Origin of the sequence: Bacteroides stercoris ATCC 43183 (assembly GCF_025147325.1) — a bacterium.
In the GTDB taxonomy this organism is placed as follows: domain Bacteria; phylum Bacteroidota; class Bacteroidia; order Bacteroidales; family Bacteroidaceae; genus Bacteroides; species Bacteroides stercoris.
Genome location: NZ_CP102262.1, coordinates 376,768 through 390,503, shown reverse-complemented (window position 1 = coordinate 390,503; position 13,736 = coordinate 376,768). Strand labels below are relative to the sequence as shown.

Here is a 13,736-nt window from a genome sequence, read left to right as displayed (position 1 = left end):
GTTTCGCAAAAAAAATCTTTTTTATTTTGTCATGTCAAAATAAACCTACATTTTTGTAATGCTCCTAAAAATTAGTGACTTGGTTTCAATATACTGAGAAATATAACATGAATCCCTTTTCAAGACATAATCCGTGAAATCGGGTTAAGGTTGCACTAATACCTTTGGGCATGTTTTGATAAGGGATTCACCATTTTTTTAATGATAGATTATAATATAAGTGTATATCTTGCCGAAAAACGTTTTAGGAGAAGGCTAAAAAGTATAGCTAAAAGAAAGAAACGCAGGAAAAAGGGAATTCTTGAGTTTGACAAAAATAGGTTATATTTGTTAGCAGCAAAAAAAATAAAGTCATATGAGGATGCTTTAGTCGTTTTTCTGCCTAGAAATTTATCATATTTGGTTTATGATACCAAAAGCCCTTTTTATATAAAAAAATTAGAAAAAGAAAAATCTAAGAAGGTACGGAACTTTGAAGTTCCAGAATGTTTCTCTATAATAGAAAATGAAACAGAAAGCTATCTTCTTTTAAGACAGATTATTTCTGCATTTATATATCAAACTTGTGATGAAATATGGCTTGATTATAAAAAGTGTAAGAAGGTAGATTTGGTAACACAAGTTTTTTTGGATGCCATTCTATTGGAAATAGATAATTTCATAAAGAAATGCAAAAAGGGAAATATATATAATAAGTATGTTAGACTAGCTTCTGTAGGAGGTAAGAATATAGACGATAAAAGTGTAAATAGGTTGCTTAATTCTGTGGGCTCGCCTACAGAGTTAATAAAACGGCGAATTTTATATAAAGACATTATTCCATATAGATTAAGGTGTTTTGATGGAGAGGGACTCGGACATGAAAGTATGCTGGCCCAAAAAGAAATTGATACCACAACGTTACTGGATTATGTAAATAGCTGTCTGAAAAGAGTGAAAAAAAAACTTAGTCGAGAAGCTATGAGAGATTTAGGTTGCGTCATAGGCGAAACATTAATAAATGCAGAAGAACATTCTTCATTAAAATATAGATATTTAATAGGGTATTTTGAGGAGTGTATGGATGGTAAAAGACATTTTGGTATGCTGAATTTGGTGATTTTGAATTTTGGACAAACAATTTATGAGAAATTTAAATATCCCAATGAAGATTCGTCTATAAATTTTGACTGTTTGGAAAAAATGAAAGAGTTATCAGACAGTTTTAAATCTCGTAATATTTTTAAAAAAGATGCCTTTACAGAAGAAACATTGTGGACGCTATATTCCTTGCAAGAGGGAGTAAGTTGCATTCCAAAAGAAATATGTAAAAGAGGAAATGGTACAATTCAATTTATTGATAGCTTTCACTACTGTCCCGTAAAAGTGGATAAATAGTTCTTTGAAATTATTGAAATATAGTCAATTACACGGTTTTTTGAAATGAAACGGACTTGATTTTGCAACTTTGCAGTCTAATACAAATGGCTGCTATGTTCCAAGACAAATACGTATTCTCTCAATTAACCGCTTTTCTGAACAGGACTCAGTTCAACAACTATGTTCGCAAGTATGATGGCAACAGATATGTGAAACATTTCACTTGCTGGAATCAGATGCTCGCGATGATGTTTGGACAACTGAGTAACCGTGAGAGCCTGCGAGACTTAGTCGTTGCTTTCGAGGCGCATAGGGCCAAGCAATATCATCTTGGTTTAGGTCGTGAACCGATAGCCAAGACAACTCTTGCGACAGCGAACCAGAACCGTGATTACAGAATCTTCGAAGACTTTGCATTCTATATGATGAAGGAAGCCTGCGAGAAGCGGACGACCAACATCCTTGACATTTCCGGAAAGAAATATGCGTTTGATTCAACAACGATTCCGTTGTGTCTTGCAACATTCCCATGGGCAAAGTTCCGAAGCAAGAAAGGAGGGGTGAAAGCTCATGTCTTATACGACATTGAAGCACAAGTTCCTGCCTTCTATACTGTAACTACTGCATCAAAGCATGATTCCACAGCAATGTCTTCAATCCATTATGAACCAAATGCTTATTATATATTCGACAGGGCTTATGACTCCTTTAAAGAACTCTATAGGATACATCTTACAGACTCTTTCTTTGTTGTCAGAGCCAAGACGAACTTAAAGTATAAGACAGTCAGATGGAAGCGAAGAATGCCAAAGAACATAATGACAGATGCGGAAGTGAAACTGACCGGATATCTCTCCGAGAAAAAATATCCTGAGTCATTCAGACTCGTCCGATATTACGACGAAGAGGATGACCGTGAGTTCACTTTTTTGACGAATGCAAAACAACTTTCTGCACTGGATGTCGCCGATCTTTATAAGAAAAGATGGTTAATCGAGCTGTTCTTCAAATGGCTCAAGCAGCATCTCAAGATAAAGAAATTCTGGGGCACAACAGAGAACGCTGTTCGCATACAAATCAGTGTGGCTATTATCACGTACTGTCTTGTGGCTATTGTCCAACATGATATGAAGTTGAAACGTTCAACCTATGAAGTTTTACAAATTCTCAGCATATCATTGACTGACAAAACCCACTTGCGTGACCTGTTCGACAAGACTAATTTCAATGATGTCAAAGATCTAAATGATCCCCTGATTCCGGGGCTTTTTGATTAATTGTTTAACTCGTCCCATTTTAACGGGACACTAATGGATAGCTTTTTTAAATTGAAAGGAAATGATAAAGCTGATAATATTTCGCGGATGTATCTTTTATCTGGCAATACAAGAATTGAATTTGATGGTACTTATAAGCTGGTAGATATAAAAGATGAAAATGGCACTTCAAGAGGAATTATTTCTTTTAATAAGTCGGGTAAATTAACGGATGTACCGGATAAAAAATATGTCTATACAGTACCTAACTATTTCCCTGGAACAGCTATCTTTGCAAAGTTGTTAATTAACGATGATGATTTGAATAATGAACAAAATTAATAACATAATTGATTTAGAGGACTATAGAAGCCAAATTGGGAGCGTAAAATCTAAAGTTTTTACAGGAAGGGATCGTGGAGAAGATGTTCGTAACAAGAGTCAATTAAATGACTTGTTTGAACATTTTGATAAGGTAAAACTAATCATTCCTAAAGATATATATTCCATAACTCCGTCTTTTTTGGAGGAATTATTTAGAAATGTTGTGCAAAAGTATGGTCGTTCCATTATTGAACAAAAATTAGAATTGGAAACGAATGGCTATGATTTGCAAGGCCCTTTAGATGAAGCTGTTGAAAGAATTCTTCAAAATAAAACAGGTTTAGATAAATAATAGAAATGAATATGGTGTTTATCAATAGTATATCAGTAGTAAAAGATTCCTTATGTTCTATAGCTACTCCTTCACCTGTTTTACAAGAAGTACATTGGACAGACTGGTTAGATATTGTCTATAAGATAGCGATGATTTTGATAGCTCTCTTCAATATTTGGTTTGCTATTACGATACATAAATTGAAAAATAAGAAAGAAGATAATTTTAAAGAGGCTGATAGAAAAATTGCATTACTTAAGACTTTGATACTAGATTATAATTTGAAATTTGTATATGATTTTTTTGATAGTCTTGAGTTGCATTTAAATGAATTGAAAACAAAAGAGGCGAATAAAAGGAATATAGAATCTGATATACAAGCAGATTTTAAAAAGTTAAATGAAAAATTTATAAATCTTTTATCTGCTGTTGATAATGGTTTGTATGGAAAAATTCTACAAATAGGAGATGATTGTAGGGATAAACTTGTCACCAATATAGGAGATGCTGGCGTTAATTTGTATGTTGAGTCCCAATATGTAAAATTAATAAAGAAACCTTATGAAGAAGCGAAAAAAGAGATGTTAAAGGTTCTCTTTAATTATAAAGGTATTTGATGATTTATAAAGCGGAGCAAAAAACTCCGCTTTTATTTTATTATTTCAAAAACAACTCCTATATTTGCAGTGCGAAACAGAGCAGCCCTGATTGGTTGTCGATGTGCATCGTATAATGCTCACAAGTTTGCGGGCTTTTTTTATGCCCGATTTTAAGATATTGGCGGCTGCCTTTCCCACACATTGTTTTTGCGGGTCAGCGGATTTCCCCGGTTGGCAAGCTTTCTTTTAAGCGTATAGCCTAGCCAGTCTGAACATGAAGAATTTCAGATCAGCCACCCCTCTTAACTGGCTTCGAAAAGCTTTGATTTTAGCATTGAACGACTCCGCTGAAGCATTTGTCAATCGTTCTTCAAAATAATTTATGATGGTCGTACTATGGTTTGAAAACGTATCAAGTACCTTGTTGAACTCCATATAGTCAAACTTTTCCACTTCATTGTACCATCTTGCGAGATTTAGCCTTGCTTCATCGAGACCTGACTTCTTGTTGAAGATGTCTGTCAGTTTCATGCTAAGGCTGTATCCTTCCAGAAGCTTGGGGAATTTATCAAAGAGAATGGCAGCCCTGGTCTTTTGCTGTTCATTCCATTTGCTCCAGTGTTTCAGTATAATGTGCTTGCTTCTGCTTACTATCTGTGACAGGGTTTCTCCGTTCTCCATTCTTTCAGGTTCCCATTTCCCTATTCTTTCCCTTTCCGCCTTACTCTTTGTTTCTTTCTTCTTTTGGCGATGCTCCCTGATAGCCTGATTTTCCGCATCAAGTACTTTCCACCGATAGCGTATTCTTAACTGGTCAACAGCTTCAGACATGAGCTGCTGTACATGAAAACGGTCATTGATCAGCTTTGCGGCAGGAAACACCTTTCTGACTGTCAGCATCATGGCTGAAGATAAATCTGTAGTGACAGTCTTGACAGACAGCCGTTTCCGGTGCGGAAGCCTGCGCAAGATTCCGCTTACCGCATCTGTGGCCACTCCACGAACTATTGCAACTAAAGCACCCTTACGACCTTTAGCTGCTTTATTGGTCAGAATCGTATAAACATCTCCATTGCTCAGGCAAGTTTCATCCAAAGAAAGCTTTTCTCCAATATTTTCAGGATAAAGGAGATAGTCATGCGCATGTTCGAGCTGATCCCAGTTCCGGTAATCACTGATTTTCTCCTTGTATTGTTTACGAAGAGTCTGCCCTTTTACGCCATAACGTTCCGCAAGCACACTGATGCTCACAGGAGTAGATTCAATCTCCTTCTTTTAAAAAAGAGACGAACTCAGAATTGAGCCGTGTACCGTCAAATTCGGATAAATCCCAGTCATAACTGAAGATTTCATTGGAAGATTTGTCAAGCCATTTACGTTTACGAACATGGAGATAAGTGGCGCGACCACGAATAGGATAGTCTTGGATTGTACGATACTCACCAAAACCATAGGATATGATATCCGGATTGATCTTATCTTCTTTTAGTTGAACTTTTTTTTCATCAAGATAAATATCAAAACGGTCAGCACTCTTGTCGAAATTGACAATATCAAAGTTGTCTATAAGCACATCCGGAAGGATGGCACGAAGGAGTTGTGCGGGTTTCATAAAACAAAGGTAAGCAAATTTAGATATAAATCACGATTTATATGCCAGTGGGATATGAAAAAATCAAGACCACCCCTATCTTTATGGCGTGGAGGTCTCAGTGTGTGAGCCTCAAAATAAATGTTTCACGAGCTCTTAGTCTCAAAATGTAATAGCCTATGCGGATAGTATGTGGTCTTGACGTACACAAAGATAGTGTATTTGTTTGTATTCTCAACGAAAAAGGTGAGAAATTTGAAGCCAAGTACGGTGTTTTGACACCTGAACTGGAAGAGCTGCATCAACTTCTCCTTACTCATGAAGTTAAGGAAGTTACTATGGAAAGCACCAGTATTTACTGGTATCCCATCTGGCGCATTCTCAGTGACATAGAATGTCTGAAGTTGGTCAACCCCTACTTCATCAAGCAGCTTCCCGGCAGAAAAAGTGATGTCCGTGACGCTGCCTGGATAGCCGAATGTACCATGAAGGATCTCATCCGTGGCAGTTTCGTGCCGGATGAGATAGTGCAGCGCATGCGTCAGTATAACCGACGCATTTTTGACTTGAACAAGGAGAAGGTCTATAAACTGACCAAACTGGATGCCTTGCTTCAACGTTGCAATATCCGTATCAGCAACTACGTATCTTCTACAGACAGTAAGAGCTACAAAGATGTGGTGAAATTGCTTTCCGAAGGAATTGTCAATGCGGAAAAGCTGACGGAGGCCATCCATGGACGGACGGTGAACCGTGTCGGAAAAGAAGTAATTACAGCCGCTCTGACAGGAGTTGTCAATGAAGTGGACATAGACCTGATACGCCAGTACCGGGAGGAAATCCTTATGGATGACAAGCATCTGAAAGAGTGCCAGGAAAAACTGACGGAAATCTGCAGGAAAGAGTTCCCCAGGGAGTTCGATAATCTTCAGACGATACCCGGTGTAAAGGAACGCTCGGCAACCTCCATACTCTCTGAATTAGGGGCCGACATGAAGATGTTTATTACAGCGGCTGCATTGGTGTCGTGGTGCGGGCTCAAACCACGGAATGAAGAAAGCGCAGGAAAAATCAAATCACGAAGAATCACACATGGTAACAAGTACATCAGAAAGACTATGATTGAATGCGCATGGGGAGCCAGCCGGACACAAAACTGTTTTTACTCGAATTTCAGTTACACACAAACTGTCGTCAGAAGGAAGAATGCCATGAAAGTGAAAGTGGCCATAGCGCGGAAAATGCTTGTTGTCATTTGGCACGTGTTGAGTGATGGTGTTCCATACAATGATTATAAGAAGCCTGAAGCTATTGCAGAAGGCAACTCATAATATACCGCTTATTGTAAGGCCAGTATCTTTGTGGTAGCATAGACTCCGTTTTGCAAATTGACTGATGCTTTAAGCGGCTTAGAATGCCAGTGTTAGGAAATAAAGCCTGAAGAGGAAAATGATACTTTTTATATTGTATATCTGACTGCTCTTGATAGAACGGTCAATACATTCATGCTCATTAACACCATAAACTAAGTAAAGGAGCCATAAAGACAGGGGTAATCTTTATCTTTTCATAGAGGACAAAGGTAAGCAAATTTAGATATAAATCACGATTTATATGCCAGTGGGATATGAAAAAATCAAGACCACCCCTATCTTTATGGCGTGGAGGTCTCAGTGTGTGAGCCTCAAAATAAATGTTTCACGAGCTCTTAGTCTCAAAATGTAATAGCCTATGCGGATAGTATGTGGTCTTGACGTACACAAAGATAGTGTATTTGTTTGTATTCTCAACGAAAAAGGTGAGAAATTTGAAGCCAAGTACGGTGTTTTGACACCTGAACTGGAAGAGCTGCATCAACTTCTCCTTACTCATGAAGTTAAGGAAGTTACTATGGAAAGCACCAGTATTTACTGGTATCCCATCTGGCGCATTCTCAGTGACATAGAATGTCTGAAGTTGGTCAACCCCTACTTCATCAAGCAGCTTCCCGGCAGAAAAAGTGATGTCCGTGACGCTGCCTGGATAGCCGAATGTACCATGAAGGATCTCATCCGTGGCAGTTTCGTGCCGGATGAGATAGTGCAGCGCATGCGTCAGTATAACCGACGCATTTTTGACTTGAACAAGGAGAAGGTCTATAAACTGACCAAACTGGATGCCTTGCTTCAACGTTGCAATATCCGTATCAGCAACTACGTATCTTCTACAGACAGTAAGAGCTACAAAGATGTGGTGAAATTGCTTTCCGAAGGAATTGTCAATGCGGAAAAGCTGACGGAGGCCATCCATGGACGGACGGTGAACCGTGTCGGAAAAGAAGTAATTACAGCCGCTCTGACAGGAGTTGTCAATGAAGTGGACATAGACCTGATACGCCAGTACCGGGAGGAAATCCTTATGGATGACAAGCATCTGAAAGAGTGCCAGGAAAAACTGACGGAAATCTGCAGGAAAGAGTTCCCCAGGGAGTTCGATAATCTTCAGACGATACCCGGTGTAAAGGAACGCTCGGCAACCTCCATACTCTCTGAATTAGGGGCCGACATGAAGATGTTTATTACAGCGGCTGCATTGGTGTCGTGGTGCGGGCTCAAACCACGGAATGAAGAAAGCGCAGGAAAAATCAAATCACGAAGAATCACACATGGTAACAAGTACATCAGAAAGACTATGATTGAATGCGCATGGGGAGCCAGCCGGACACAAAACTGTTTTTACTCGAATTTCAGTTACACACAAACTGTCGTCAGAAGGAAGAATGCCATGAAAGTGAAAGTGGCCATAGCGCGGAAAATGCTTGTTGTCATTTGGCACGTGTTGAGTGATGGTGTTCCATACAATGATTATAAGAAGCCTGAAGCTATTGCAGAAGGCAACTCATAATATACCGCTTATTGTAAGGCCAGTATCTTTGTGGTAGCATAGACTCCGTTTTGCAAATTGACTGATGCTTTAAGCGGCTTAGAATGCCAGTGTTAGGAAATAAAGCCTGAAGAGGAAAATGATACTTTTTATATTGTATATCTGACTGCTCTTGATAGAACGGTCAATACATTCATGCTCATTAACACCATAAACTAAGTAAAGGAGCCATAAAGACAGGGGTAATCTTTATCTTTTCATAGAGGAAAGATAGCTAATTTTAAAACTTACCAACCAGATATTTCCGCTGAGCCCTTTTTTTTGTCCGAATTTTGTCCGACCTTTTAAAAGGAAATGAGGATAAATGATTGAAATACAACCTTTTATCCTCATTTTAGTTGCGGAGGCCTGACTCGAACAGACGACCTTTGGGTTATGAGCCCAACGAGCTACCAACTGCTCCACTCCGCGATGTTTTGTGAGTGCAAAGGTACGGCTTTTATTTGAATTTGCAAATAAAAGCCGGCTTATTTTTCATAAGAAATGCACTAATATACATAATCGGTTGATAAATAGGCTGATAAAATACAAATATTTTTATTTGCTAATTGGCTTGATTGTTAATAAAATGTGCTTTTGTTTGTGATATATGCGGAAATGTCTTACTTTTGCACAAATTATTAAGCAATGTGCAATTAGTCTATGGCCGTATCGAAGACAAAAGCTAAATTAGTGGATGTAGCCCGTCAGTTGTTTGCTAAAATGGGTGTTGAGAATACCACGATGAATGATATTGCCCTCGCTTCTAAAAAAGGTAGGAGAACGCTTTATACCTATTTTAAGAGCAAGGAAGATATTTATATGGCTGTTGTCGAATCGGAACTGGATATGCTTTCGGACATGATGAAGCGTGTGGCGGAGAAGAATATATCGCCGGACGAGAAGATGATTGAAATGATATACACGCGTCTGGATGCAGTGAAAGAGGTGGTATTCCGTAATGGGACGCTCCGGGCTAATTTCTTTCGCGACATTTGGCGGGTAGAGAAGGTACGTAAGCGTTTTGATGCCAAGGAGATACTGCTGTTCAAAGATGTATTGCGCGAAGGAGTGGAGAAAGGCGTGTTCAGAATAGACGATATTGACATGACTGCCGAGTTGGTGCATTATTGCGTAAAAGGGATTGAAGTGCCCTATATCCGTGGCCATATCGGTGCAAAGTTGGATGATGAAACCCGCGACAAATACGTTGTCAACCTCGTGTTTGGCGCATTGCATAGAACATAAAAACATTTAATCAATAATTAAAAACAGTATGGGATTATTAGACGGAAAAACAGCCATTGTAACCGGCGCCGCTCGCGGCATTGGTAAGGCTATTGCTTTAAAGTTCGCTCAAGAAGGAGCTAATATAGCATTCACCGACCTGGTGATTGACGAAAATGCTGAAGCTACAGCTAAAGAAATCGAAACGTTGGGCGTAAAGGCCAAAGCGTATGCTTCCAATGCTGCCAGCTTTGAAGATACTGCCAAAGTGGTGGAGGCTATCCATGCAGACTTCGGTCGCATTGATATTTTGGTAAACAACGCCGGTATCACCCGTGACGGTCTGATGATGCGCATGACCGAACAGCAATGGGATATGGTTATCAACGTGAACTTGAAATCGGCTTTCAACTTCATTCACGCTTGTACTCCGATTATGATGCGCCAGAAAGCCGGCAGCATTATCAATATGGCTTCTGTAGTAGGTGTTCACGGTAATGCAGGCCAGGCAAACTACTCTGCTTCTAAGGCCGGTATGATTGCATTGGCAAAGTCTATCGCACAAGAACTGGGTTCTCGCGGCATCCGTGCCAACGCTATTGCTCCGGGCTTCATTATGACGGCTATGACGGATGCGCTGTCCGAAGAAGTAAAAGCCGAATGGTGCAAGAAGATACCTTTGCGTCGTGGCGGTACTCCCGAAGACGTTGCCAATATTGCTACCTTCCTGGCTTCTGATATGTCTTCTTATGTATCAGGACAGGTAATTCAGGTAGACGGTGGTATGAACATGTAAAATAGTGATTGACGGTTAGCGGTTAGTGAGAATTGCCAGCCGCTAACCTCAGTTTTTTAATCACTAATCGCTAATCACTAATCGCTAAATAAATGACTGTCGTATACGAAGACAATCATATCATTATAGTCAACAAGACCGCTTCCGAGATAGTTCAGGGAGACAAGACGGGTGATACGCCGCTTTCGGAAACCGTAAAGCTGTATCTTAAGGAGAAATACCAAAAGCCCGGCAATGTCTTTATAGGTGTTACACACCGTTTGGACCGCCCCGTAAGCGGTCTTGTTGTTTTTGCCAAAACGAGTAAGGCACTTGCCCGTCTGAACGAGATGTTCAGGAACAGTGAGGTGAAGAAAACCTATTGGGCAGTGGTGAAGAACCGCCCTCGGGAGTCAGAGGGTGAGTTGGTGAACTATTTGGTACGTAATGAGAAGCAAAACAAGAGCTATGCCTACGATAAGGAAGTGCCGAACAGCAAGAAAGCGATTTTGCATTATCGGCTCATAGCCCGGTCGCAGAACTATTATCTGCTGGAAATAGACCTGAAAACGGGGCGGCATCATCAGATACGCTGTCAGTTGGCAAAAATGGGATGTCCCATTAAGGGAGATTTGAAGTACGGTTCTCCCCGTTCCAATCCCGACGGAAGCATTTGTCTGCATGCGCGCTTTGTGCGCTTTGTACATCCGGTATCCAAGAAGCTGATAGAGGTGGAAGCCCCTGTCCCTGCCGGTAATCTATGGAATGGCTTTGAAATGGTTTGATAATCTGTTAATAACAAATTCAATGAAAAAGATTCTGATTCTTTCGGGACTGTCCCTGCTTGTTGCGCTTGCAGTTCGGGCACAGGATAAAGTGACCGAATACAATGTACGTCCTGCCGTTGCGGTGCGTACTCCGCTCCAGGGTGACAGTATCAATTTTACTGGGGAGAAGTTCACGGCCGACGCTTTGTTGAAAACCGATATCAGTCTTGACTTCGACGGGCGTCCTTATGAACGTATCACGGCGGATACCGCAGGATATGTACGGGTGGAGAAAGCCGATAAGGATAATCTGTTCTATCTGTTTGCCACCCATCTGCGTGCGGAACGCTTTATGAAAGGAAAGTTGAATATTTACTCTCCCGTGCGTTTCGAGGTGTTTGTGAATGGCGTTTCCAAACAGTCTAAAACAACTGCGGAAGATAGCTTGTCGCAGGTTGCTCCTTCGGTACTCAGTCTGCGTCTGGAGCCGGAAACGGATTATGAGATAGTCGTTAAATTGTTGTCGACGGCTGCCGATAAGGCTGTTCCCGTATTGAAGTGCGAGTTTGAGAAAGATAAGGAGTTTGCCGATGTAGGTTATCGGCTCGCACCCGATTTGAAAAGACGTTTCGCATTGCACAATACGGCTTTCGGAAGTCGCGTGCGCTCGGTCAGTCTCTCTCCGAACGGCAAATATCTGCTTGCCTGCTATGCGGATAACTACTCGTTGAAGCGCTCAAGGACACGTTGTGAACTGACCGAACTGAAGACAGGCAGGGTGATACTGCCCGCTGCCGATGAGAAAATGCGTTGGATGCCCCGCAGCAATAAGCTTTATTATACCGTAACAGGCAGGCAACGGAATGATTTGGTTGTGTTCGACCCTGCTACCATGCGCGAGGAAGTGTTGCTGAAAGATGTTCCCGAGGGATATTTTGCATGGTCGCCTGCAGAAGACTATCTTATCTACTCTCCGGATGATAAGGGAGAAGCGGTAGGCGGTCCTTTGAAGCGGCTGCTGCATCCCGACGACCGGATTCCCGATGCGCGTTCCCGCAACTATCTCGTTAGGTACGACCCTGTCACCGGACTTTCCGAACGTCTCACTTACGGCAGCCATGCCGTTTATCTGAATGATATATCCTCTGACGGCAAGAAACTCTTGTGTTCCACCTCTAAATCGAATATCACTCAATGTCCTTTCTCGCTTACTTCCATCTTCGAGCTGGATTTGGCTACGTTGCAGGCAGATACGCTGGTGGCGTGGGACCCTTATGTAAACAGGGCGGCTTACTCTCCCAACGGCGGACAGCTTTTGGTAATCGGCAGTCCGATGGCTTTTGACGGAATAGGGAAAAACTGCGGCGAGCATCCCATCGCCAATGATTTCGATACTCAGGCATTCATTGTGGACAAGGCCACGAAAAAGGTTAATCCCATCACGCGCGATTTCAATCCTGCCGTCGACTTCCTGCAGTGGAACCGTGTAGACGGCTGTATCTACTTCAATACAACGGACGAAGATTGCAGACATATCTATCGCTATGTGCCGAAGACGGAGAGTTTTGAAATGCTGCCGCTTCAGGAAGATGTGATTTCTTCCTTCGACCTGGCGGAGTACAATCCTGCGGTTGCCGCCTATGTCGGTGGTGGCAATGCCAGTGTGGGAGTTGCCTATACGTATGATGTGAAGAAGAAAACATCCGTTTTGCTTGCCAATCCGATGAAGTCTGTTTTGGACAAGATAGATATGGGCACAATGAAGGAGTGGAACTTCACGGCGGAAGACGGTACGGAGATTAAGGGTATGATATGCCTGCCGCCGGCTTTCGACCCGAACAGGAAATATCCGCTTATCGTTTATTACTACGGCGGGACTACACCTACCACACGCGGCATCACTTCGCCTTATTGTGCGCAATTGTTTGCATCACGCGATTATGTGGTTTATGTTATCCAGCCCAGCGGGGCTATCGGTTACGGTCAGGAGTTTTCCGCCCGTCATGTCAATGCGTGGGGAGAACGCACTGCCGATGAAATCATCGAGGGCACGAAGAAGTTCTGCGCCGCGCATCCGTTTGTCAACGACAAGCGTATCGGCTGTATCGGAGCATCCTATGGCGGTTTTATGACGATGTACTTGCAGACCAAGACGGATTTGTTTGCCGCTGCCGTTTCGCATGCGGGCATCAGTAACGTGACCAGTTACTGGGGCGAGGGCTATTGGGGCTATTCCTACAACTCCGTTGCCGCTGCCGGGAGCTATCCGTGGAATAATTCCGATTTGTTTACCAAACACGGAGCATTGTTCAATGCGGATAAAATCAAGACCCCGTTGTTGCTGTTGCATGGTACGGTGGACACGAATGTGCCTATCGGCGAAAGTATTCAGTTGTACAATGCCTTGAAGATATTGGGTAAGCCGGTTGAGTTCATAACGGTGGACGGTGAGAATCATTTCATCAGTGATTATCCCAAGCGCGAGTTGTGGCACAACTCTATTATGGCATGGTTTGCACGTTGGCTGCAAGATAGTCCGGCATGGTGGAACGACCTTTACCCGGAAAGACATTGGTAAGATATTAAGATAAGAGGAAAAAGGG

At 41.8% G+C, this 13,736-nt stretch carries 13 protein-coding genes and 1 tRNA gene; 11 read left to right on the top strand and 3 right to left on the bottom strand.

What is annotated here, in order from left to right:
* The first annotated feature begins 201 nt into the window (after window positions 1–201).
* The 5 genes from NQ565_RS01470 (at window position 202) to NQ565_RS01450 (ending at window position 3,890) form a co-directional block, all read left to right on the top strand.
* Window positions 202–1,377 (top strand): hypothetical protein, encoded by a 1,176-nt coding sequence (locus NQ565_RS01470; protein WP_005652184.1) that lies wholly within the window; start codon window positions 202–204, stop codon window positions 1,375–1,377.
* 95 nt (window positions 1,378–1,472) lie between these two features.
* Window positions 1,473–2,636 carry an IS4 family transposase gene (locus NQ565_RS01465; RefSeq protein WP_016660807.1) on the top strand — a complete coding sequence of 388 codons (1,164 nt, stop codon included), beginning with the start codon at window positions 1,473–1,475 and terminating at the stop codon, window positions 2,634–2,636.
* Window positions 2,637–2,669: 33 nt separating this feature from the next.
* Window positions 2,670–2,957, top strand: coding sequence for a hypothetical protein (locus NQ565_RS01460; RefSeq protein WP_005652182.1), 288 nt, complete (start codon window positions 2,670–2,672; stop codon window positions 2,955–2,957).
* Window positions 2,944–3,291 carry an STAS-like domain-containing protein gene (locus NQ565_RS01455; protein ID WP_005652180.1) on the top strand — a complete coding sequence of 116 codons (348 nt, stop codon included), beginning with the start codon at window positions 2,944–2,946 and terminating at the stop codon, window positions 3,289–3,291. Before NQ565_RS01460 ends, NQ565_RS01455 begins: the two co-directional genes overlap by 14 nt.
* Before the next feature lie 11 nt (window positions 3,292–3,302).
* A complete protein-coding gene (locus NQ565_RS01450; protein WP_139168228.1) occupies window positions 3,303–3,890 on the top strand; it encodes a hypothetical protein in 588 nt (195 codons plus the stop codon).
* Between the two features lie 228 nt (window positions 3,891–4,118).
* On the opposite strand, the gene NQ565_RS01445 is transcribed toward NQ565_RS01450, so the two are convergent.
* Entirely contained in the window at window positions 4,119–5,123 is a 1,005-nt protein-coding gene (locus NQ565_RS01445) for an ISAon1 family transposase (protein ID WP_040315496.1), read from the bottom strand.
* Window positions 5,124–5,133: 10 nt separating this feature from the next.
* The gene (locus NQ565_RS01440) at window positions 5,134–5,484 is read right to left on the bottom strand and encodes an ISAon1 family transposase N-terminal region protein (protein WP_005652161.1); all 351 of its coding nucleotides are present in this window, start codon (window positions 5,482–5,484) and stop codon (window positions 5,134–5,136) included.
* Window positions 5,485–5,642: 158 nt separating this feature from the next.
* Here NQ565_RS01440 and NQ565_RS01435 point away from each other — a divergent pair, with 158 nt between their 5' ends.
* Window positions 5,643–6,794 (top strand): IS110 family RNA-guided transposase, encoded by a 1,152-nt coding sequence (locus NQ565_RS01435; RefSeq protein ID WP_005654610.1) that lies wholly within the window; start codon window positions 5,643–5,645, stop codon window positions 6,792–6,794.
* A gap of 400 nt (window positions 6,795–7,194) precedes the next feature.
* Window positions 7,195–8,346, top strand: coding sequence for an IS110 family RNA-guided transposase (locus NQ565_RS01430; RefSeq protein ID WP_005654610.1), 1,152 nt, complete (start codon window positions 7,195–7,197; stop codon window positions 8,344–8,346).
* A gap of 377 nt (window positions 8,347–8,723) precedes the next feature.
* Here the strand turns inward: NQ565_RS01430 and NQ565_RS01425 are convergent.
* Window positions 8,724–8,796, bottom strand: a tRNA-Met gene (locus NQ565_RS01425).
* Between the two features lie 231 nt (window positions 8,797–9,027).
* Here NQ565_RS01425 and NQ565_RS01420 point away from each other — a divergent pair.
* From NQ565_RS01420 to NQ565_RS01405, 4 genes are all read left to right on the top strand, one after another.
* Complete coding sequence (locus tag NQ565_RS01420) at window positions 9,028–9,612, top strand: TetR/AcrR family transcriptional regulator (RefSeq protein WP_004288944.1); 585 nt, start codon at window positions 9,028–9,030, stop codon at window positions 9,610–9,612.
* A 28-nt stretch (window positions 9,613–9,640) separates the two neighbouring features.
* A complete protein-coding gene (fabG, locus tag NQ565_RS01415; RefSeq protein ID WP_005652328.1) occupies window positions 9,641–10,387 on the top strand; it encodes a 3-oxoacyl-[acyl-carrier-protein] reductase in 747 nt (248 codons plus the stop codon).
* Between the two features lie 92 nt (window positions 10,388–10,479).
* The gene (locus tag NQ565_RS01410; RefSeq protein ID WP_005652323.1) at window positions 10,480–11,151 is read left to right on the top strand and encodes an RluA family pseudouridine synthase; all 672 of its coding nucleotides are present in this window, start codon (window positions 10,480–10,482) and stop codon (window positions 11,149–11,151) included.
* 22 nt (window positions 11,152–11,173) lie between these two features.
* Window positions 11,174–13,711 (top strand): prolyl oligopeptidase family serine peptidase, encoded by a 2,538-nt coding sequence (locus NQ565_RS01405; RefSeq protein WP_040315498.1) that lies wholly within the window; start codon window positions 11,174–11,176, stop codon window positions 13,709–13,711.
* Window positions 13,712–13,736 lie beyond the last annotated feature (25 nt).

What these genes read in the sequence shown, in the direction of transcription:
- NQ565_RS01430 (WP_005654610.1), top strand. Translation starts at nt 7,195, where the DNA reads ATGCGGATAGTATGTGGTCTTGACGTACACAAAGATAGTGTATTTGTT.
- NQ565_RS01455 (WP_005652180.1), top strand. Translation starts at nt 2,944, where the DNA reads ATGAACAAAATTAATAACATAATTGATTTAGAGGACTATAGAAGCCAA.
- NQ565_RS01450 (WP_139168228.1), top strand. Translation starts at nt 3,303, where the DNA reads ATGGTGTTTATCAATAGTATATCAGTAGTAAAAGATTCCTTATGTTCT.
- NQ565_RS01470 (WP_005652184.1), top strand. Translation starts at nt 202, where the DNA reads ATGATAGATTATAATATAAGTGTATATCTTGCCGAAAAACGTTTTAGG.
- NQ565_RS01410 (WP_005652323.1), top strand. Translation starts at nt 10,480, where the DNA reads ATGACTGTCGTATACGAAGACAATCATATCATTATAGTCAACAAGACC.
- NQ565_RS01465 (WP_016660807.1), top strand. Translation starts at nt 1,473, where the DNA reads ATGTTCCAAGACAAATACGTATTCTCTCAATTAACCGCTTTTCTGAAC.
- NQ565_RS01440 (WP_005652161.1), bottom strand. Translation starts at nt 5,484, where the DNA reads ATGAAACCCGCACAACTCCTTCGTGCCATCCTTCCGGATGTGCTTATA.
- NQ565_RS01420 (WP_004288944.1), top strand. Translation starts at nt 9,028, where the DNA reads ATGGCCGTATCGAAGACAAAAGCTAAATTAGTGGATGTAGCCCGTCAG.
- fabG (WP_005652328.1), top strand. Translation starts at nt 9,641, where the DNA reads ATGGGATTATTAGACGGAAAAACAGCCATTGTAACCGGCGCCGCTCGC.
- NQ565_RS01405 (WP_040315498.1), top strand. Translation starts at nt 11,174, where the DNA reads ATGAAAAAGATTCTGATTCTTTCGGGACTGTCCCTGCTTGTTGCGCTT.
- NQ565_RS01435 (WP_005654610.1), top strand. Translation starts at nt 5,643, where the DNA reads ATGCGGATAGTATGTGGTCTTGACGTACACAAAGATAGTGTATTTGTT.
- NQ565_RS01460 (WP_005652182.1), top strand. Translation starts at nt 2,670, where the DNA reads ATGGATAGCTTTTTTAAATTGAAAGGAAATGATAAAGCTGATAATATT.